Here is a 20,588-nt window from a genome sequence, read left to right on the forward strand (position 1 = left end):
GCTCAGAGATGTGTATAAGAGACAGCCCGAGAACATGGGCACCGCGATCGCGCCGACCTTGAAACAGCCGTACAGGATCGAGACGACCTCCGGCACCATCGGCATGTAGAGCCCGACCGTCTCACCCGTCTCGATACCCCGCGCTTCGAGCGCGTTCGCCACCTGGTTCGACTGCCGGTGGAGTTCGTGGTACGTGATTTCGCGAACCTCGCCGTCCTCGCCCTCCCAGATGGTCGCAACCTTGTTGCGGCGCTCCTCGTCGACGGCGGCGTGGCGGTCGACGACGTTGTGCGCCACGTTCAGTTCGCCGCCGGGATACCAGTCGGTGAACTGCGGCCCCTCGCCGTCATCTCGGACCGTCTCGTACTCCTCGTAGAACTCGATATCCAGGTAGTCGACGATCTCGTCCCAGAACCAGTCGACGCCCGACGCCTCGACGCCCTCGAGTTCAGTTGTCGTCCGTTCGATCAACGCCTCGTAGTCCTCGATTCCGTGGGTTTGCATGAACTCGGCGACGTTCGTCGAGTCGACGAACGCCTGGCTGGGTTCGTGGACGATCTCGTCAACGTCGTCGAGGCTGGTGTTCGCGGTCATGGTGATGATGACACGCACAGGTTGGCGTCAGCCCCCTATCAAACAACAGGTCGTATCGCGCTGGCTCGCGGACAGTAGTGGCGTCTCCTGGCGTCCAAGCTCCATCTGCCGACAGATCTGTGCGAAGGCGAGTACGGGACCGATAGTAGCCGCTGCAAGTCGGTGCACGCCCGATCGCACGAGGGCTGTACGAGCAGTGTGTCCCCCGTTTCAGGTGTTCCTATAGCCGGCGGCAGTATGTACCAAAACGGGTAGGTGTGTCTGACGTACGTTTATGTGGCAGGCAACAGCCCTAGAACGTATGTCGAATAACCGCGTCGAGCAGCTCGAATCGACGGTCGCAGAACTCGAATCGACCGTAGAGGGCTTGACCGACGAACTCATCGAAGCCAAAGAACGCATCCGCGTTCTCGAAGCCGAACTCGATACGGAGACGCCGACTCGCGTTCCGGAGCGCCGCCAGAACGAAACCGGTACCGGTGCCAGCGCCAGTGCCACCGAACTCGAGGAAACGCCGGAAGCCGCTCCGGAGGAAGTCGAAGAGGCGACGGCCGATGCGGATACGGAAAGCGAGGCCCAATCCGGCGACGAAGCGGAAGACTCAGGTAGCGACGACATTATTGTCGCATAACTGCACGGCGGTTCGCATTCGGGGGGACCGGACTGGCTCGTCGCAGGCCGGTGTCCGCCACGACGCCCCGAGTGCGATCCCCGACGGCACGGAGGGCTCGAGAAGAGAATGTACATCAAGGCAGTCGTTCTGGACAAGTTCAAGAGCTTCGGTCGAAAGACGAAAATTCCGTTCTACGAGGATTTCACCGTCGTCACGGGGCCGAACGGCTCGGGAAAGTCGAACATCATCGACGCCGTTCTCTTCGCACTCGGACTCGCACGGACCCGCGGTATCCGCGCGGAGAAACTCACCGATCTCATCTACAACCCCGGCCACGAAGACGGCGCTGACTCCGGCGGCCCTCGCGAGGCCATCGTCGAAGTTATCCTCGACAACTCGGACGCGACGCTCGATCGGTCGCAGGTCGTCAACGCCGCGGGCAGCGAGGACGTCGGCGATGTCGACGAAATCCGCATCCGTCGCCGCGTCAAGGAAACCGAGGACAACTACTACTCCTACTACTACCTGAACGACCGGGCGGTCAACCTCTCGGACATCCAGGACCTGCTCGCCCAGGCCGGCGTCACGCCGGAGGGGTACAACGTCGTCATGCAGGGCGACGTGACTGAAATCATCAACATGACCCCCCACGCCCGTCGGGAGATCATCGACGAAATCGCTGGCGTCGCCGAGTTCGACGCGAAGAAGGAAGACGCCTTCGAGGAACTCGATATCGTCGAAGAACGCATCGACGAGGCCGAACTCCGCATCGAGGAGAAACGCGACCGCCTCGACCAGCTCGCTGACGAGCGCCGGCAAGCCATGCGCTACCGACGACTCCGCCGCGAGAAAGAGGAGTACGAGGGCTACAAGAAGGCCAGCGAACTCGAGGAAAAGCGCGCCGAACTCGAGACGGCTGCGGCGGCCGTCGACGACCTCGAATCCGATCTCGAGGACCTCCAGCGCGAACTCGACGAGCGCCAGGGGAAAGTCGTCCGCCTCCAGGAGGACCTCGAGGACTTAAACGCCGAAATCGAGCGCAAGGGCGAGGACGAACAGCTCCAGATTAAAAGCGAAATCGAGGAGATCAAAGGCGACATCTCGCGGCTCGAGGACAAAATCGAAGCTAGCGAGGAGCAAATCGAGGCGGCCGAATCGAAGCGGCGCGAAGCCTTCGTCCAGATCGACCGCAAGCAGGAGACGATCGAGGAACTCGACGAGGAGATGCGCGAGCACAAACTCGAAAAGGCCTCGCTCAAGACCGAAATCCAGGAACGCGAGACCGAACGCGACGAACTCGAAGCCGAAATCGACGCCGTCGACACCGAGTTCGACGAACTCAAAGCCGATCTCGCGGCGCGAAAGGACGACCTCGAAGACGCCAAGACCGAGCGCAACGACCTCCAGCGCGAGCAGGATCGACTCCTCGACGAAGCTCGCCGCCGGTCGAACGCGATCAGCGAGAAGGAGACGACGATCGAGGAGCGCCGCGAGGAACTCCCCGAACTCGAAAACCGGCGCAGCGACCTCGAACGCGAACTCGAGAAGGCGACGAAAAATCGTGCGAACATCGCGGAAGTCGTCGACGATCTCAAGGACGAGAAGCGCCGTATTCAGGCCGACATCGACGACGCCGACGACGAACTACAGGCCAAACAACAGGAGTACGCCGAACTCGAAGCCAACGCCGGCGAGAGCGGCGACTCTTCGTTCGGCCGCGCGGTGACCACGATCCTGAACTCGGGGATCAACGGCGTCCACGGCGCGGTGGCGCAATTGGGGAACGTTTCCGGCGAGTTCGCCGTGGCCTGCGAGACGGCGGCGGGCGGCCGACTCGCAAACGTGGTCGTCAACGACGACGTGGTCGGCCAGCAGTGTATCGAACACCTGAAATCGCGCAATGCGGGTCGGGCGACCTTCCTGCCGCTGACCGACATGAGCCAGCGCCGACTTCCGAACGCCCCGAGCGATCCCGGCGTCGTCGACTTCGCGTACAACCTCGTCGACTTCGACGACCAGTTCGCCGGCGTCTTCTCGTACGTCCTCGGCGACACCCTCGTCGTCGAGGACATCGAGACCGCCCGCTCGTACATGGGCGACTACCGGATGGTCACCCTCGACGGCGACTTGGTCGAGAAAAGCGGCGCGATGACAGGCGGCTCCCGGAAGGGCTCGCGCTACTCCTTCACCGGCGGTGGCGAAGGCCAACTCGAGCGCGTCGCCAAACAGATCACGGACCTGCAAGAGGAACGCGAGTCCCTCCGAGAGGACCTCCGGGGCGTCGAGGACCGCCTCGACGACGCCCGCGACCGCAAGACCGACGCCGCAGACGAGGTCCGCTCGATCGAAAGCGAACTCGACTCCCTCGATTCCACCCGCGAGTCCATCGAGAACGAAATCGAAACGCTCGAGGCCGAACTCGACGACCTCCGCGAAGAGCGCGAATCCGTCGACGAGCGGATGAACGAGATCGCCGGCGAGATCGACGAGCAGACGGCCGACATCGAGGCCATCGAGGCCGATATCGACGACCTCGAAGCCGAACTCGCAGACTCGAAGATCCCGGAACTCACCGCCCAGATCGAAGGCCTCGAGAGCGAAATCGACGACCGCGAGGACCGGATCGACGACCTCGACGGCACGCTCAACGAACTCGAACTCGAGAAAGAGTACGCCGAAGACGCCATCGAAGATCTCCACGACGACATCGAGACCGCCCAGAACCGCACGGCCGAACACGAAGAGCGCATCGCAGACTGCGAGGAAACCATCGCCGAGAAACGCGAAACCCTGGAGGCAAAACACGAGGCCGTCGAGGAACTCGAGGCTGAACTCGCCGAGTTGAAAGACGACCGCAGCGACCTCAAAGAGGATCTTTCGGGGGCCCGGACGAAGCGCGACCAACAACAGGACCGCGTCAACGCCGTCGAGAGCAAACTCGAAGACAAACGCGAGCGCGTCGGCGACCTCGAATGGGAGATCGAGAGTCTCGAAGCCGAGGTCGGCGACTACGACCCCGAAGACGTCCCCGACCACGAGACCGTCCTCGAAATGATCGACCACCTCCAAGGCGATATGGCGGCGATGGAGCCCGTCAACATGCTCGCGATCGACGAGTACGACGAGGTCCGCGCCGATCTCGACGAACTCGAAGACGGGAAAGCGACGCTCGTCGAAGAGGCGGAGGGCATTCGAGACCGAATCGAACAGTACGAAACCCAGAAAAAACAGACGTTTATGGGCGCCTACGACGCGATTTCCGGCCAGTTTACGGAGATTTTCGAACAGCTCTCGGAAGGGACCGGCACATTGCACCTCGAGAACGAGGACGATCCGTTCGACGGCGGGCTGACGATGAAGGCCCAGCCCGGCGACAAGCCGATCCAGCGCCTGGACGCGATGTCCGGCGGAGAAAAATCCCTGACGGCGCTGGCCTTCATCTTCGCGATCCAGCGACACAACCCGGCCCCGTTCTACGCGCTCGACGAGGTCGACGCCTTCCTCGACGCCGTCAACGCCGAGCGGATCGGCGAGATGGTCGAAGAACTCGCCGAAAAGGCCCAGTTCGTCGTCGTCTCACACCGCTCGGCGATGCTCGACCGCTCCCAGCGGGCGATCGGCGTGACGATGCAAGACGACAACGTCAGCGCGGTGACGGGGATCGACTTGAGCGAGGGGGTTCCGGCTGATGACTAGCGAGGGCTCCGAGGAACCGACGGCGACCCGGAAGTCCTCGACGGATGCGAGCGGCGAGCGAAACGACTCGCGAGACAGCGACGGGGCCGAAGAGCCCTCGCCGGCACGGGAACCGCCGCCGGACGAGACGGATATCGAGCGAGAGGCCGGACCGGATAACGAGGACGACATCCCCCTCCAGATCGTCGGCCACGACGACCGAGAACGACCCGGAGCAGCAGACGATACGCAAGGCGAGGGGGGCACGGTACTCGAGTTCACCGAACCCGACGACGCTCGTTCGCGGGCGGCCGCCGGAGACGAGAGCGATACTGACGCCGGCACCGGTGACGAAGACGACGAAGTTGAACCCGTCGAACTCCTCGTCCAACTCGCCGAAAACGGCGACATCGACCCCTGGGATATCGACGTGGTCCGGGTCACGGACAAGTTTCTCGAGGCGTTGGACGACGCCGACCTGCGGACCTCGGGGCGGGCGCTGTTCTACGCGAGCGTGCTGCTCCGGATGAAGAGCGACGAACTCTTCGCGACGGATGAACCCGAGGAGGACGAACTCCCGCCGTGGGAGGCCCCGTTCGCCGACGAGGGGGGAATGGGCGGCGGTGCATCCGACCCTGCCGGCGACGCGCCCGGGGCCGGATTCGATCCCGTCGACAGTCTCGAAGCCGAGATGGACCGCCGACTCGAACGCAAGCACGTCCGCGGGAAGCCCGAGACGCTAGACGAGTTGGTCCGCGAACTCCGCAGTGCAGAACGGGGGACCTGGTGGAAGGAATCCCGCAGCTACGACACGAGCGACTCGCCGCACGGCTACGACCGCGGCGTCCAGGAACTGAGCTACCACTCGGGCGATGACTTCCGGGTGGACGACGAGCCGACCAGCGACGACGTGACCCACACCACCCACGAGGAGGACATCGAAACCGTCATCGACGACGTCGAGGCCGAACTCGCCGCGCGCTACGAACGCGGGCGCGGCGAAGTCCTGTACGCGGAGATCGCAGAAACGGGCGGCTCGCGCGTGATGACGTACCTCGCGCTGCTCTTTCTCGCCCACCGCGGCCGCCTGACACTCGACCAGGACGAACTCTTCGGGGATCTCTGGATCCAGGATGCGACGACGGTTCCGGCGAACGACGCAGTCGCCGAGTGATGAGTGATCGCGTGATCGCGGGGTTGCGAGATGAGGGATCACGGAACTCTTCGATTCGAGCGGCCGTCTGATGCCACAGATAACGATATACCGTCCCGAAAAGCCCGTCGTAACCACGAGGCAGCGAAAAACGAGTGCAACACGACATCGTGTGAACGGTACGGAAGTGCCGGTGCCGATCCCAGTCTCGAACCCAGTTCAAGCGAGGTGACTCACGACAGCCAGTGCCAGCGCGACCGTCGCAATGACGGTGCTGCTTGCCGTAAGAGCGGGCGACGCGAGCAATCCCAGCGACGCGATTCCGAACAGACTCACGGTTCCCTCGGCGACGATACTCGACGACTCACCGTCTGCGTTCACCGACGGTTTCTCGGTCGCGGTTGCAGTTGCAGTCCCCGTCTGCTCGTTCGTACTCGCGCCCGTTGGCTCGGGCTCGCTCTCCGCGAACTCGAGGGCGGACTCGACAGCCGTGCGGTCGGCCGTCAAGCGAACGGTTCCGCGAGCTTTGTCGTACTCGACGATGTCTGCGTCGTCGAGTTCAGGGAGCAGCGACTGATAGAGGGCGACGTAGACCGGTTGCCGCTGGTCGGCGGAGAGGGCCGTTGTAGTGGTTTCGTGTTCCGCGGCTGCCACGTGGTCCGTTACGGCACGGATCGTGACGGGGCAGCCAGCCTCGAGGAGGAATTGCAGCGCGTCGCGCTTTCGAGGGGAAAGCGGGGTCTCAAGCGACAGCGAGCGGTCTCGGGCGGGCGGAGTGGCTGTGAGACTGGCATGCGATTGACCGGCCGAACCGTCTGTCGGGCGAGGGTGGCACTCGGAATCGGGGTTCATATCTCATGCTATGTCCTCAGTGGTGATAGTCAGTGTGCCAATTATATTTGGCTCGGGTGATAGTCATGCACACATATTTGTCGTGTAAGTGATGTATTAGTCGAGGTACTCACCGGCCAGTAAATCCACGCGTTCGCGCGTCTCGTCGGGAATTGCCTCCGTCGGCGTGTTGATCGTCCCCTCGAGCGCACTCCAGGCGTCGCTTTCGAAGTCCTCGGGCATCGTTCGAATCGCGCGTTCGATCACGGCGTTGATCGAGTCCTGATTTGCCGCGGCGTTCTCGAGGACTTCGTCGAGCGTCACCTCGTTGTCCTGCTTCCAGACGTCGTAGTCGGTTATCCCCGCGACCGTCGCGTAGCTCAGTTCGGCCTCGCGGGCGAGTTTGGCCTCCGGAATCGTCGTCATGCCGACGACGTCCCACCCCTGCGAGCGATAGAACTCGCTCTCCGCTCGCGTGGAGTACTGCGGACCCTCGATGCAGACGTAGGTGCCGCCCCGCTCCGTCTTCGTCTCCGCGTCGGTCACCGCTGCGGCCGCATCGGCGAGGTGATCGACCATCTCGGGACAGTACGGTTCGGCAAAGCCCATGTGGACGACGATGCCGTCGCCGAAGAACGTCGGCGAGCGGTGTTTCGTCCGATCGAATATCTGATCCGGAACGACGAGCGTCTGAGGCGGCAGATCCTCGCGGAGGCTGCCGACCGCGTTCGTCGAAATGACGCGGTCGACGCCGACCGATTTGAGGGCGTAAATGTTCGCCCGGTACTGCGCGTCGGTCGGCGTGTGCTGATGGTCCTCGCCGTGGCGGGGCAGGAACGCTACCTCCTTGCCGGCGAGTTCGCCCAGCGTCACGTCGTCGCTGGGGTCGCCGTAGGGCGTGGTGACGGTTTCCGTACGTGTATCTTCGAGCGGGAGCGCCTCGTAGATGCCGCTGCCGCCGATAACTCCGATCGTCATGACCGAGCATCGTCGGAGGAACACCGTAAACGGTCCGGATTCTCGGTTACGCACACGCCCGGACCGCTCACCGTCGAGTGCAATACGGTACCACATCTCCCGAGTGGTCAAGTACGCCGCCCGACACTGTGCGGATATGTCCGCTGGCGCGACGGCGGACGAGAACTCCCTTACCGAAGGTGAACTCGTCCGACCGATGTTCAGGTTGGCCTGGCCGCTCGTCGTTATTCAACTGTTGCAGGTCGCCTACAACGTCGGCGACACGCTGTGGCTCGGGGCGCTCTCGCCCGACGCCGTCGGTGCGGTGAGCCTCGCGTTTCCGTTGCTCTTCTTGCTGATTGCGGTCGGAAGCGGGTTTACGACCGCCGGAGCGATCCTGATCGCCCAGCACACGGGGGCTGACAGCGACGAGGACGGGATCATCGCCGGGCAAACGCTGTCGTTTATTTCGCTCGTCGCGGTCGGACTCGGTATTCTCGGGTATCTACTGACCGATCCAATGCTCACCGCGTTACCGTCCGATCCCGACACCGAGGCGGCGATCATCCCGCTCGCCGCGGAGTACCTGGAGGTGTTCTTCCTCGGGTTGCCGTCCGTGTTCGGATTCTTCGTCTTCGTCGCACTCATGCGCGGCTACGGCAACACGCGCGCGCCGATGCGGGTAATGTTCATCAGCGTCGTCATCAACGTCGCGATCGACCCGCTGCTTATCTTCGGCGTCGGCCCGCTCCCGCGGCTCGAGGTTCAGGGAGCGGCCGTCGCGACGGTCATCTCGCGCGCCATCGCGACGGCCATCGGGTTTTACCTGCTGTACTACACGAACACCGGACCGGCGATCAAGGCGTCGCATATTCGGCCGCGGCTCGAGTACATCCGCAAGATTACGCGACTGGGCGTTCCGACGGCGCTCGAGCAGTCAATGACGGCGCTTGCACTGGTTGCGATGATGGCGATCGTCGTCACGTTTCCGTCCGAAGTCGTCACCGCCTACGGGCTCGGGAACCGACTGGTATCGCTCGCGTTCCTGCCGGCGCTCGGTATGGGACAGGCGACGGACTCGATCGTCGGCCAGAACCTGGGTGCAGGGATGACAGATCGCGCAAAGCGGGCCGTCTGGATCGCTGCGGGGGTGATCGGATCGATCATGTTCGTGGCGGGCGTGCTCGCGTTCTTGCTGCCGGAACCGTTCGTCTCGGTGTTCCTGACGGCGGAGGCGGAAGGACGGGCGGCGACGATCGACTACGGTGTGACCTACCTGCGGTTCTCCGCGGTCGCGTTCGTCTTCATGGGCGTCATGCAGGTGGTTCAGGGCGCGTTCCGCGGTGCAGGGAACACGAAGACCGCACTCGCGTTCGCCGTCCTCGGCCTGTGGATCGTCCGCGTCCCCGTCACCTACGTCCTCGCCTTCGTCCTCGACTGGGGGCCGACGGGCATCTGGGCGGGCGTCGTCATCGGCGACATCGTCGGCGCGATCGCGGCGACCGCGTGGTTTACCCGCGGGACCTGGACGGAGTCAATCGTCGACGAGACGAGCGAAACCGACTCCACGGACGCCGCGTCGGCGACTGCAGACGAGGCGGGGACGCTCGGCCCGGACCGCGAAGCGGAAACGCGGACGGAATCGGAAACGGGGACGAGAGCGGAATCGGAATCGGAACCCGATCCCACGCCAGATTCGGAATCGATCGCGGAATAGTTGCAGGTACCGACCGTCGCTGGTACCGGTTTCCATCGCTGGCGAACCGGGTCGTTTCACCGGTCGAAATCGTCGCACTGCGTGGCGTTCACAAACTCAAAGGGATCTTTGAGTTTCACGCACGAATATAGCACCCCGGCGAAAACGGAACTGTAGGTACGATGAGCTCTCTCTTTCCGCTGAAACGATCGTCGGCACTGGACGACCGCGAAACCGAGCCGAAACTCGTCGAGTTCACCGAGACGGAAGCCGAGCAGATACTGTCATCCGTCTCGTCGACGACGGCGCGGACGATTCTCGCGATGCTCTACGAGGAGCCGCGGACAGCGTCGGATATCGCCGATCGCATGGACGCCTCGGTGCAGAACGTCAGCTATCATCTCGAGCGCCTCGTCGAAGCGGATCTGATCGTCGTTGCCGGGACGTGGTACTCGAGCCAGGGACGGGAGATGGACGTCTACGCGCCGGCGAACGGTCCGCTGGTTCTGTATACCGGGGCCGAGCAGACGACGCCGTCGCTTTCGAGTGCGCTGCAGCGAGTGCTCGGTGCGAGCGTGTTCGTGGGTCTCGTGAGCGCGCTCGTTCACACGCGGTGGAACGAGCCGCAACCGGCACAGCCGAGGCTTCTCAGTACCGCACAGCCACCCGAGCCGACGCTTCGCGAGTCGCTTCTCGAGTTCGCAACCGGGCCCGGCGGGTTCGTGCTCGGGGCCGGACTGTTCGCGATCGGTTGTTGGGCGGGCTACTGGTACTGGACGCGGTATCGACCGGCGACGCGGCGACGTGCCGCCGGCGGCGAGTGACCGGAGGGGTCCGGGCGACGAACGGGACTCAAAGACGGTTTTGAGTTTGGGATAGTGGGAAGGACCTACCACCGAACGGGACTGTATGGAACGACGAACCGTTCTGGCATCCATCGGTATCGGACTGACGACCGCGGCAGCCGGCTGTCTCTCCGAAACGGACGCGACGGCCGATCCGGGCTCGGAGTCGGACTCGGAATCAGGACCCGAAAGCGACGGCCGATCGCTGGCGACGCAGGCGGAGTCCGCGCCCACCGCCGTCGAGAGCGGGGCGACCGCGGATCGGCTCATCGGTGACGAGACGCTCGCGGACGGCGGCCTTCGGAAGCCGGTGCAGGTCGCCCTCACGAACCGAGCGAGCGAGACGCACACGCCCGCGCTCGCCATCGAGCGAAACGAAACGACCGTTCTCGAGGAAGCGTTCGAACTCGGCGCGGACGCGGCGGTTCACGTCTCGCTGACGGACCTCGACGAGTACACCGTTCGCGCGACCCTCCCGGACGCCGAGCAGGAAGAAACGGTCACCGTCGGCCGCGATCAGTTCGACTGTAACGCGACGACGGCGACCGTCGCCGTGCGGGACGACGGCACGCTCGAGTCGTCCGTCGTCTCCACGCTCATGGCCTGCCGGGGAGTCGTGACGGCGACCGTCGAACGCGACGAGACGAACTCGACGACCGTCGGCGCCGTGCCGGGTGCTTCCGAACAGGAATCAGCCGACGCCCGACACGGAATCGTCGTTCACAACCCGACGGCGCAGACCTGGACGACGCACATTCTGCTCGACGAGTCGTCCGATCCGACCTTCGACGGCGTGTACGCGCTCGAACCGGGTGCGACCGCCGAGATCGAACTCGCGGAGAGCGGCGAGTACGATCTCGACGTGACCGTCCTCGAAACGGACGCGACCGACCACGAACGCATCGGCGCGACGTCCTTCGATTGTAACGCCTCGACGACGCAGGCCGAACTCGACGCGGCGGGAACGCTTGAACTCGCGACGATATCGACGCAAGTGGCGTGCCCTGATGACGAGTTCAGCGAGTAGCGTGGCCCGGGGGAGGTGGTAATCGATGTCGGCTCCCGTCGCACCAACGGATCGGTCCGGTGGGAAGCGGCTGCAGGAAACTGCCGTCGCCGGTGTGCGTGCGATTGCGTTTTGGATCGCGGTCGTGCTGCCGGCCGCGTACCTGCCGGTGCTGTCTACGCTGCTGTTGCCGGTAGCTCCGACGGCTGTACCGCTCGATCCGTTCTTCGCGCTGGTCGCGTTGCTCGCGGTACACGGGAGCTGCGTGCTTCTCGGACACGAGCACGCGCCCGGGTACGAGCGACGCGTCTCGTCCGTCCGTTGACTCGAGTTCGTGTCCGTCAGTCGACCGTAGTACGGATAACGAGAGCGTGGTTCACCGGGCTGGTGACTGCAATCGGAGACGGCGAGTCGGTCGGCGAATCCCTACGAATCGCCGCAAAGCGCCCACTCTCCGTGGTCGCGCATTTCGAGTAACTCTCGGCGTTCCATCTCCGAGAGGACTTCCGTGAGCCGGTTCGGCTGGGCGATCTCCATCTCGATCCGTTCGATCCCGTGGAACTCGGTGAGATAGTGGCGCAGTTCCTCCTGCGAGAACGTCTCCTGGTCGGCCTGTTCCATCGCGCTCGAGAGCAGGTCGATCATGTCCTCGATGAAGTTCCAGGGGTAGACGACCCAGGTCCAGGTCTCGAGTTGTTCGCCGACGTAGTCCGGCTCGAACTCGCTCGTGCCGAGCAGTTGCAGGGTCGCGGTGCGGACCTCGCCGGCGTTTCGGTCCTCGACGTACTCGTGCGCGCGTTTGATCGAGCCGCCGGTGTCGGCGATGTCGTCGATGATCAACACGTCTTTGCCTTCGACGCTTCCTTCCGGCATCGGATACCGAACGGTCGGCTCGCCCGACTTCTCCGCCGTCCCGACGTAGTGTTCCATCTTCAGACTCGTCAGATCGTTCAGGCCGAGGAAGTCACACAGACACCGTCCCGCGAACCAGCCACCGCGTGCGAGGGCGACGATGACATCCGGTTCGAACTCGTCGCGGCGAACGTCGTCGCTGACGTCGCGACAGAGGCTGTAAATGTACTCCCAGTTCGTAATCGTACAGTCGAAATCGTCCGGTAGATCGGACATCTGGTGGCCACCTACTCGGGACAGAATGGGGCGACCATTATAAGTGGGCTGAAAGACGCCGCGTTTGTCCGTCTTCGCCGATCTTGTAATAATATTCAGCTATAACTAACGGTGTCACGAACGAGTACGTGACCGATGCCCTCGACACCAGACTACGAGTTCTTACTCGAGTGCGAGAACGTGATCGGCGTCGACTACGACGAGGACGCGGAGCAACTCACGGTGTTCGTCTCGCAGAAGCGGCCGAAATCGGCGCTCGACGCCGCGGACGACGTGGAAACCCGCCTGGCCGATGCCGGGGACGACGTGGACGTGACGGTCGTCGACGCGGGCTACGGCGAGACGCGCGAAGGGTTCGACGCGCTGGATGCGAACACCGGGACGGATGCGGGACCGATCGAAGCGGTCCCCGAAGCCGCGCCCGGTCGGCAGGACCGCCACCGGCCCGTTCCCGGCGGGGTCAGCGAAATCAACGCTAACTCGACGGCCGCCACCGCCGGCCCGTATCCGGCCCGCGTCGACGACCCGGAGGCGTCGGCCGCGCGCTGGCGCGAGGACGCGGCCGCAGGCGATCTCGTCCGGTTGGCGAACAACCACACCTACGCCCGCTCGAACGCAGCCGAATTCGGCGAGTTGATCCTCCAACCCTCGCCACAGGACGGCGGCACCGCCGACGCCGACGCGGTCGGCGAACTCGTCGGCTACGTCCCGATCGCGGACGACGGGCGCGTCGACGTCGCCGCCCGCTCGGTCGATCCCGCACGGGAGACGGCGACGTACTACGAACTCGACGAGTCGTGGCCGACCGGCGTCTACCGGGACGACTACGCCGCTCTCCGGGGCGAAACGGTGACGAAAACGGGGCGCACGTCGGGCGTCACGAGCGCCGAACTCGCGGCCACGAGCGCGAGCGTTCGCGTGGACGTCGGCGATCAGGAGCCCGTGTTATTCCGCGAGCAACTCGTCGCCGGCCCCCTGTCGGAACCCGGCGACAGCGGCTCGCCGGTCTTCCTCGACGACGGCGCGCTCGTCGGCCTGCTCTTTGCCGGCTCGAGCCAACAGACGATCTGCAATCGGATCGCGGCCGTCGAAACTGAACTCGGCGTCGAGGTGCTGACCGCCGAACCGGACGAGGAATCCGAAGACGGCACCACCCCGGAGCCGACGGCGTCCGTGCCGGTCTACACGACGACGATGGACCACACCATCGACGTGGATCTGGCGGTCGAGACGCCGTCACCGACGCTCGACTCCCTCGCGTTCGGCGGCGAAATCCGGTCGGGTGACTCCGTCGACGTGACTGCCACGATCGCCGCCGCGCCGGGTACCTACTGGCTCGCGATCGATGGAGAACGAACGACAGTGACGGTTCCAGAAACGGAGCGCGAGGAGAACGAAACGGAGACGGCAACGGCGACGATCACGGTTTCGATACCCGACGAGACCGACGACTCCCTGTCGCTTCGCGTTCGGGGCGGTCCGGTCGGCTCGCTCGACCAGTAGGCCGTCTCGTTTGCGTTCCGACGCGCCACTCATCACGCATATCTACCAGAGATACTCTCTGTCGACCGGACGGGTGAGAGGACAGCTATTTATAACTCGATAGTACAACCTAGTTATCGATGCCATCCACCCAGCTAGCAGCCGCCCGCAAGGGAACGATTACCGACGAGATGGAACGCGTCGCCGACCGCGAGAACCGCGACCCCGAGTTCGTCCGCCAGCAGGTTGCCGACGGACAGGCCGTGATCCCGGCCAACCGACACCACGACGCGCTCGACCCGATGACGATCGGCCGCGAGTTCGCCACGAAGGTCAACGCCAACATCGGCAACAGCGAGACGACGAGCGATCGCGACACCGAACTCGAGAAGCTTCACACGGCGGTTCACTACGGTGCGGATACCGTGATGGACCTCAGTACGGGCACCGGTCTGGACGAGATTCGGGAGATGCAGATCGAGCACTCGCCGGTCCCGATCGGGACGGTGCCGCTGTACGAGGCCGTCAAGCGGGCCGGAAGCCCCGAAGACATCACGACGGAGCTGCTGCTCGACGTCATCGAAAAGCAGGCGAAACAGGGCGTCGACTACATGACGATCCACGCCGGGATCCTGGCGGAGCACCTGCCGCTGACGGACGGCCGCACGACCGGGATCGTCTCCCGCGGCGGGTCGATCATGGCGAAGTGGATGGAAGAACACGGCGAGCAGAACCCGCTCTTTCAGGTCTACGGCGACATCTGCGAGATTTTCGCCGAACACGACGTGACGTTCAGCCTCGGGGACAGCCTCCGTCCCGGCAGTATCGCCGACGCCTGCGACGAGGCCCAGTACGCTGAACTCGACACGCTCGGCGACCTGACCCGACGCGCCTGGGAATACGACGTGCAGGTGATGGTCGAAGGCCCGGGCCACATTCCGATGCACAAGGTCGCCGAGAACGTCGAGCGCCAGCAGGAGGTCTGCGACGGCGCACCCTTCTACGTCCTCGGGCCGCTGGTGACCGACATCGCCCCCGGCTACGACCACATCACGAGTTCGATCGGCGCGGCGATGGCGGCCCAGGCCGGGGCGGCGATGCTCTGTTACGTGACGCCGAAAGAACACCTCGGGCTGCCCGAGGAGGAGGACGTTCGCGAGGGACTGGCGGCGTACCGGATCGCCGCCCACGCGGGCGATATCGGCACCGGTCGGGCGGGTGCTCGCGACTGGGACGACGCGCTCTCGACGGCCCGGTACGAGTTCGACTGGCGCGAGCAGTTCCGCCTCGCGCTCGATCCCGACCGCGCGCGCGACTACCACGATCAGACGCTTCCGGGGGACAACTACAAGGAGGCGCGCTTTTGCTCGATGTGCGGCGTCGAGTTCTGCTCGATGCGCATCGATCAAGATGCGCGCGCAGACGGGGAGATGGATGCCCTCGAGACCGAGACCGATCTCGACGCGTCCCCGGCGGCCGAGGTCAACCTGCCGCCGGTCGGGACCCACGCCGGCAGCGAGGCGTCGGCGACTGAACTCGATTCGAGTGCGCCGCATTCGAAGACCGAGCCGTCGGAGAGCGACTGACGGGGAGCGGACCGCATCGACACGACGAGTCAAAAGACCGAAGACTCCGTGAGCATATCTCCGGGTATGCCCACCGATTCTCCCGCCAGGAGCGCGCGGACGACTCGCGTCCTGCAGGTCGACGCCTTCACCGACGAACCGCTGGCCGGCAACCCCGCCGGCGTCGTGCCGGATGCCGGCGACCTCTCGACGGCCCAGATGCAGGCCATCGCGGACGAGATGGCCCTCAGCGAAACGGCCTTCCTGCAGGAAAGCGACGAGGCCGACTACCGCGTACAGTACTTCACGCCGACCCAGGAGGTCGACCTCTGCGGGCACGCCACGATCGGCAGTTTCGCTCACCTCCACGACGAGGGCCTCGAGTCCGGCACGACGACGCTCGAAACCAACGTCGGCGTGCTCGACATCGACATCGACGCCGACGGGACGGTCTGGATGACCCAGGATACGCCCCAGATCCGCGAGGTCGACGCCGGATACGACCGCGTCGCCGACGTCCTCGGCGTCGAACAGGCCGCGCTCGAAGGTGCGCGAGACGACATCCCGCTGGCCGTCTCCTCGACCGGCCTGCCCTTCCTGATCGTCCCGATCACGTACCTCTCGGACCTCGGCAACGCGACGCCCGATATGGGCGCGCTCGAAGCCCTCACCGACGAGTTCGACGCGGCCGGAATCTACCTCTTCACCTTCGACGCGCTCGACGCCGACTCGACGCTGCACGGACGGATGTTCGCGCCCGGGGCCGGCGTCCCCGAAGACCCGGTTACCGGCACGGCCAGCGGCGCTGTCACCGCCTACCTCGATCGCTTCGGCGCGTTCGACGACGACCTGCCCGCGGAACTCCGCCTCGAGCAAGGTCACTACGTCGACCGCCCCGGATACGTCCGCGCTGAACTCGACGGATCGACGGTCCGGGTTGGCGGTCGTGGTGTACCGGTACTCGACGGATCGATCGCCGTTCCCGAGGACGACGAAGACGAGATTCTCGAGGCCTGAACCGTCCGCTTCTTTGGCGAAAACCGCGGCGAAATTCGCCGCCCTGCGGAAGGGTTCATTCGGTTCTGAGTAGCTAATCGTGCGGATCGTTCGCAACCTTCTTTATCGGGTCCCCTGTCCACACAACTACAGATGGCTGTACTCTGGCTGGACGAAATCAGCGCCGGCGATCTCGAGAAGGTCGGCGGCAAAGGCGCCTCTCTGGGCGAGCTTACCGGAGCCGGGCTCCCCGTACCGCCGGGCTTCGTCGTCACCGCCGGGACCTACCGGTCGTTCATCGAAGCGGCCGGCATCGACGAGGAACTGTTCGCGGCGGTCGATGTCGACGTCGAGGACTCGGCCGCGCTCGCGGACGCCGCCGACCGCGCGCAGGAACTCATCCTCGAGACGCCGTTCCCCGACGACCTGCGCGAGGAGATCCTCGAGTCCTATTCCGAGGTCGGCGACGGGGACGCCTTCGTCGCCGTTCGCTCCTCCGCGACGGCCGAAGACCTTCCGGACGCCTCCTTCGCGGGTCAGCAGGAGACGTTCCTCAACGTCACCGAGGAGGCGCTGCTCGAACGAGTTCGGGAGTGTTGGGCCTCCCTCTTTACGCAACGGGCGATCTACTACCGCCAGGAGCAGGGCTTTGACCACTCCGCGGTCAACATCGCGGTCGTCGTCCAGCAGATGGTCGACGCCGAGAAGTCCGGCGTGATGTTCACCAGCCACCCCTCGACCGGCGATCCGACGATGATCATCGAGGCCGCCTGGGGGCTCGGCGAGGCCGTCGTTTCCGGGGCCGTCTCTCCGGACAACTACATCGTCAGCCGCGACGATCGCTCGGTCGAATACACCGTCGCCGAGAAGAAGGTGATGCACGAAAAAGACGAGGCAACCGGCGAAACCGTCGAGCGGGAGGTTCCCCAGAACAAACGGAACGCCCGCGTCATCGACGATGCGGAGATCGATACCCTCGTCGACCTCGGCGAACGCGTCGAGGACCACTACGACGATCCGCAGGACGTCGAGTGGGCGATCGCCGACGGTGAGGTCTACATGCTCCAGTCGCGCCCGATCACGACGATCGACGACGGCGAGAGCGCGGCCGACGCCGCCACGGGCTCGGGTGCCGGCGGCGCCGACGCGGCACAGGGCCTCACCGACGGCAGCGGCGGCGTGCAGGCGGCCGGCAGTAGCAACGCTGACGACTCGGCCGCGGACGCTGGTACCGGCGACGTCATCGTCGACGGCCTCGGATCGAGCCCCGGCACGGTCAGCGGAGCCGCTCGCATCGTCACGAAACTCGACGACCTGGACAAGGTCAGCGACGGCGACATCATCGTCACCGAGATGACCATGCCCGACATGGTCCCCGCGATGAAACGCGCCGCGGGAATCGTCACCGACGAGGGCGGCATGACCAGCCACGCCGCCATCGTCTCGCGCGAACTCGGCGTTCCCGCCGTCGTCGGCACGACCAACGCCACGACCGTCCTCGAGGATGGCCAGGTCGTCACGCTCGACGGAGACAAGGGCGCGATTCTCGAAGGCCAGGAAGTCGAACCCGAAGAGGAGACCGAACCCGTCGAGGAAGTCCGGCCACAATCACCGGTCAAACCGATGACCGCGACCGAGGTGAAGGTCAACGTCTCCATCCCCGAGGCCGCCGAACGCGCCGCCGCAACCGGCGCCGACGGCGTCGGCCTCCTGCGCATGGAGCACATGATCCTCTCGCTGAACCAGACGCCCGCGAAGTTCATCGAGGAACGCGGCGAGGACGACTACATCACTGAACTCGTCGAGGGCATCCGCGGCGTCGCCGACGAGTTCTATCCGCGGCCGGTTCGCGTGCGAACCCTCGACGCGCCGACCGACGAGTTCCGCCAGCTCGAGGGCGGCGCGGACGAACCCGAGGAACACAATCCGATGCTCGGCTACCGGGGTATCCGGCGCTCGCTCGATCGCCCCGACGTGTTCGCTCACGAACTCGAGGCGTTCCGTCGGCTCTACGAGATGGGCTACGACAACGTCGAGATCATGTTCCCGCTGGTTAACGACGCCGAGGACGTCTATCGGGCCAAGCGGCTCATGACCGAGGCCGGCATCGATCCCGAGAAGCGCAAGTGGGGCGTGATGATCGAGACGCCGGCCTCCGCGCTGGCGGTCGAAGAGATGGCCGACGCGGGCATCGATTTCGCCTCCTTCGGCACCAACGATCTCACCCAGTACACGCTCGCGGTCGACCGCAACAACGAACACGTCGCCGATCGCTTCGATGAACTCCACCCCTCGGTCCTGCGCCTGATCGGCGACGTGATCGAGACGTGTCGCGAACGCGATGTCGATACGAGCATCTGCGGGCAGGCCGGCTCCAAGCCCGACATGGTGCAGTTCCTCGTCAACGAGGGCATCAACTCGGTCTCGGCGAACATCGACGCCGTCCGCGACGTCCAACACGAGGTCAAACGCGTCGAGCAGAAGTTGTTGCTGGATTCGGTCCGATAACCGTCCGAGCCCGGAACGGGTTCGAAATCCGACAACGCAACTACTAAACCGCCGACAGCCGACGTACGTGATATGCAAATCGAGCCCCAAGCGTTCGACCGGGTGCTCTCGTCAATGTGTACGGAGCCCCACCCGGTCGCACGCGAGGCGGCCGAACGATTTCTCGCGACGAACCCCGGCGATCCCGGGACGTATCCCGCGATTTCGTCACTCGAAGACGAGGCTATCGAGCGACTGGGCGAGATCGCCGGTCTCGCGGATCCAGCCGGGTACGTCACGAGCGGCGGGACCGAAGCGAACATCCAGGCCGTCCGAATCGCCCGCGAACGCGCCGAGACGGCGACACCCACCGTCGTCATGCCAGAATCGGGCCACTTTAGCTTTCAGAAGGCGGCCACCCTGCTCGGGGTCGACCTCCAACTCGTCCCCACCGACGACGACCACCGGGCCGACCTCGACGCCGTCCGCGCCTGCGTCGACGACGACACCGCCCTGCTCGTCGGCGTCGCCGGCACCACCGAGTACGGCCGCGTCGATCCGATTCCCGAACTCGGCGACCTCGCCCGCTCCGTCGACGCCATGCTCCACGTCGACGCCGCCTGGGGCGGCTTCGTCCTGCCGTTTACCGACCACGACTGGAACTTCGACCACGCCCCCGTCGACACCATGGCGATCGACCCCCACAAGATGGGCCAGGCCGCGGTTCCCGCCGGCGGCCTGCTCGTCCGGAAACAGTCCCTGCTCGACGAACTCGCCGTCGACACGCCCTACCTCGAATCGACCTCGCAGGCGACGCTCACTGGAACGCGGTCCGGAGCCGGCGTCGCGAGCGCCGTCGCCGCGATGGACGAACTCTGGCCCGCCGGTTACCGCGAGCAGTGTACCCGCTCGCAGGCCAACGCCGAGTGGCTCGCCGGCGCGTTGACGGCGCGGGGCTACGACGCCGTCACTCCCGAACTCCCGCTCGTCGCTGCCGACGTTCCCGCCGCGACCTTCGAAGCGCTTCGCGACGCAGGCTGGCGAATCTCCCGAACCGGCACCGGCGAACTCCGCATCGTCTGCATGCCACACGTGACCCGCGAGATGCTCGAGGCGTTCGTCGCCGATCTCGACGAGCTCGGAAGCCACCCAGGGACAGTCGGAACCGGAACCGAAACCAGCCTCGGACCGGCGGGGACAAACCTGAACTCGACGAACCTCAGCGGGGGCTCCGAGACGGACCAGTCACGGACATGCCAGAACGGACCGACACCGGGCAGTGCCGGCGACTCGAGTAGCGACTGACCGTCGTGACGAGAGCGACGGGAGACGGCCGAATACTGAATCGAACCGGTCCGGCACACGTCAACGTTATAGAGCGCGACCCCGTACGTGTGCCTACCAATGACGACGCGTGCTGTCGACGCTGACTGTTCTCTTCCCATGCGGATGTAGCGACAGCGCCGTCTCCGGGTGGAGTGCCGCGAACGCGACCGGTCATACGGAATACAGGCTTCTCGCGGCGTCGAAACTCGGGTACCCGAGTTCAGCTGTTCGCCG

General features: G+C 65.0%; 16 protein-coding genes. 12 read left to right on the forward strand and 4 right to left on the reverse strand.

Going from position 1 to position 20,588, the window contains the following annotated elements; all coding sequences use genetic code 11:
* Positions 1-594, reverse strand: a 594-nt coding sequence (locus C481_RS14730) for an AMP-binding protein (RefSeq protein ID WP_006110058.1), incomplete at its 3' end; no start/stop codon positions are given.
* A 301-nt stretch (positions 595-895) separates the two neighbouring features.
* On the opposite strand from C481_RS14730, the gene C481_RS14735 reads away from it, so the two are divergent.
* From C481_RS14735 to C481_RS14745, 3 genes are all read left to right on the forward strand, one after another.
* Complete coding sequence (locus C481_RS14735; RefSeq protein ID WP_006110059.1) at positions 896-1,225, forward strand: DUF7518 family protein; 330 nt, start codon at positions 896-898, stop codon at positions 1,223-1,225.
* A gap of 108 nt (positions 1,226-1,333) precedes the next feature.
* A complete protein-coding gene (smc, locus tag C481_RS14740) occupies positions 1,334-4,903 on the forward strand; it encodes a chromosome segregation protein SMC (protein WP_006110061.1) in 3,570 nt (1,189 codons plus the stop codon).
* Positions 4,896-6,056 carry a segregation and condensation protein A gene (locus tag C481_RS14745; RefSeq protein ID WP_006110063.1) on the forward strand — a complete coding sequence of 387 codons (1,161 nt, stop codon included), beginning with the start codon at positions 4,896-4,898 and terminating at the stop codon, positions 6,054-6,056. The genes smc and C481_RS14745 overlap by 8 nt, the downstream gene beginning before the upstream one ends.
* A 198-nt stretch (positions 6,057-6,254) precedes the next feature.
* Here the strand turns inward: C481_RS14745 and C481_RS14750 are convergent, their stop codons facing one another.
* Both C481_RS14750 and mtnP read right to left on the reverse strand, forming a co-directional pair.
* Positions 6,255-6,887, reverse strand: a complete 633-nt coding sequence (locus tag C481_RS14750) for a DUF7344 domain-containing protein (RefSeq protein ID WP_152422191.1) — start codon at positions 6,885-6,887, stop codon at positions 6,255-6,257.
* 96 nt (positions 6,888-6,983) lie between these two features.
* Positions 6,984-7,844, reverse strand: coding sequence for an S-methyl-5'-thioadenosine phosphorylase (gene mtnP / locus C481_RS14755; protein WP_006110065.1), 861 nt, complete (start codon positions 7,842-7,844; stop codon positions 6,984-6,986).
* Positions 7,845-7,980: 136 nt separating this feature from the next.
* Here mtnP and C481_RS14760 point away from each other — a divergent pair, with 136 nt between their 5' ends.
* The 4 genes from C481_RS14760 (at position 7,981) to C481_RS14775 (ending at position 11,695) form a co-directional block, all read left to right on the forward strand.
* A complete protein-coding gene (locus C481_RS14760) occupies positions 7,981-9,540 on the forward strand; it encodes an MATE family efflux transporter (RefSeq protein ID WP_241434691.1) in 1,560 nt (519 codons plus the stop codon).
* A 161-nt stretch (positions 9,541-9,701) separates the two neighbouring features.
* A complete protein-coding gene (locus tag C481_RS14765; protein WP_006110067.1) occupies positions 9,702-10,343 on the forward strand; it encodes an ArsR/SmtB family transcription factor in 642 nt (213 codons plus the stop codon).
* Positions 10,344-10,428: 85 nt separating this feature from the next.
* Entirely contained in the window at positions 10,429-11,391 is a 963-nt protein-coding gene (locus tag C481_RS14770) for a hypothetical protein (protein WP_006110068.1), read from the forward strand.
* 25 nt (positions 11,392-11,416) lie between these two features.
* Positions 11,417-11,695, forward strand: coding sequence for a hypothetical protein (locus tag C481_RS14775; protein WP_006110069.1), 279 nt, complete (start codon positions 11,417-11,419; stop codon positions 11,693-11,695).
* 101 nt (positions 11,696-11,796) lie between these two features.
* On the opposite strand, the gene C481_RS14780 is transcribed toward C481_RS14775, so the two are convergent.
* Positions 11,797-12,498 (reverse strand): phosphoribosyltransferase, encoded by a 702-nt coding sequence (locus tag C481_RS14780; protein ID WP_006110070.1) that lies wholly within the window; start codon positions 12,496-12,498, stop codon positions 11,797-11,799.
* A 135-nt stretch (positions 12,499-12,633) separates the two neighbouring features.
* On the opposite strand from C481_RS14780, the gene C481_RS14785 reads away from it, so the two are divergent.
* The 5 genes from C481_RS14785 (at position 12,634) to mfnA (ending at position 20,333) form a co-directional block, all read left to right on the forward strand.
* The gene (locus tag C481_RS14785; protein WP_006110072.1) at positions 12,634-14,001 is read left to right on the forward strand and encodes a chymotrypsin family serine protease; all 1,368 of its coding nucleotides are present in this window, start codon (positions 12,634-12,636) and stop codon (positions 13,999-14,001) included.
* A 119-nt stretch (positions 14,002-14,120) separates the two neighbouring features.
* Positions 14,121-15,566 carry a phosphomethylpyrimidine synthase ThiC gene (gene thiC / locus C481_RS14790; protein ID WP_049904684.1) on the forward strand — a complete coding sequence of 482 codons (1,446 nt, stop codon included), beginning with the start codon at positions 14,121-14,123 and terminating at the stop codon, positions 15,564-15,566.
* A gap of 66 nt (positions 15,567-15,632) precedes the next feature.
* On the forward strand, positions 15,633-16,562 hold the full coding sequence (locus C481_RS14795) for a PhzF family phenazine biosynthesis protein (protein ID WP_006110075.1): 930 nt from the start codon (positions 15,633-15,635) through the stop codon (positions 16,560-16,562).
* A 132-nt stretch (positions 16,563-16,694) separates the two neighbouring features.
* Entirely contained in the window at positions 16,695-19,049 is a 2,355-nt protein-coding gene (gene ppsA, locus C481_RS14800; protein ID WP_006110077.1) for a phosphoenolpyruvate synthase, read from the forward strand.
* Positions 19,050-19,121: 72 nt separating this feature from the next.
* Complete coding sequence (gene mfnA / locus C481_RS14805; RefSeq protein ID WP_006110079.1) at positions 19,122-20,333, forward strand: tyrosine decarboxylase MfnA; 1,212 nt, start codon at positions 19,122-19,124, stop codon at positions 20,331-20,333.
* The last annotated feature ends 255 nt before the right edge of the window (positions 20,334-20,588 follow it).

This window comes from Natrialba asiatica DSM 12278, assembly GCF_000337555.1.
In the GTDB taxonomy this organism is placed as follows: domain Archaea; phylum Halobacteriota; class Halobacteria; order Halobacteriales; family Natrialbaceae; genus Natrialba; species Natrialba asiatica.

Excerpts from the sequence above, each read along its gene's own strand:
- C481_RS14735 (WP_006110059.1), top strand. The coding sequence starts at position 896 with ATGTCGAATAACCGCGTCGAGCAGCTCGAATCGACGGTCGCAGAACTC.
- smc (WP_006110061.1), top strand. The coding sequence starts at position 1,334 with ATGTACATCAAGGCAGTCGTTCTGGACAAGTTCAAGAGCTTCGGTCGA.
- C481_RS14745 (WP_006110063.1), top strand. The coding sequence starts at position 4,896 with ATGACTAGCGAGGGCTCCGAGGAACCGACGGCGACCCGGAAGTCCTCG.
- C481_RS14750 (WP_152422191.1), bottom strand. The coding sequence starts at position 6,887 with ATGAACCCCGATTCCGAGTGCCACCCTCGCCCGACAGACGGTTCGGCC.
- mtnP (WP_006110065.1), bottom strand. The coding sequence starts at position 7,844 with ATGACGATCGGAGTTATCGGCGGCAGCGGCATCTACGAGGCGCTCCCG.
- C481_RS14760 (WP_241434691.1), top strand. The coding sequence starts at position 7,981 with ATGTCCGCTGGCGCGACGGCGGACGAGAACTCCCTTACCGAAGGTGAA.
- C481_RS14765 (WP_006110067.1), top strand. The coding sequence starts at position 9,702 with ATGAGCTCTCTCTTTCCGCTGAAACGATCGTCGGCACTGGACGACCGC.
- C481_RS14770 (WP_006110068.1), top strand. The coding sequence starts at position 10,429 with ATGGAACGACGAACCGTTCTGGCATCCATCGGTATCGGACTGACGACC.
- C481_RS14775 (WP_006110069.1), top strand. The coding sequence starts at position 11,417 with ATGTCGGCTCCCGTCGCACCAACGGATCGGTCCGGTGGGAAGCGGCTG.
- C481_RS14780 (WP_006110070.1), bottom strand. The coding sequence starts at position 12,498 with ATGTCCGATCTACCGGACGATTTCGACTGTACGATTACGAACTGGGAG.
- C481_RS14785 (WP_006110072.1), top strand. The coding sequence starts at position 12,634 with ATGCCCTCGACACCAGACTACGAGTTCTTACTCGAGTGCGAGAACGTG.
- thiC (WP_049904684.1), top strand. The coding sequence starts at position 14,121 with ATGCCATCCACCCAGCTAGCAGCCGCCCGCAAGGGAACGATTACCGAC.
- C481_RS14795 (WP_006110075.1), top strand. The coding sequence starts at position 15,633 with ATGCCCACCGATTCTCCCGCCAGGAGCGCGCGGACGACTCGCGTCCTG.
- ppsA (WP_006110077.1), top strand. The coding sequence starts at position 16,695 with ATGGCTGTACTCTGGCTGGACGAAATCAGCGCCGGCGATCTCGAGAAG.
- mfnA (WP_006110079.1), top strand. The coding sequence starts at position 19,122 with ATGCAAATCGAGCCCCAAGCGTTCGACCGGGTGCTCTCGTCAATGTGT.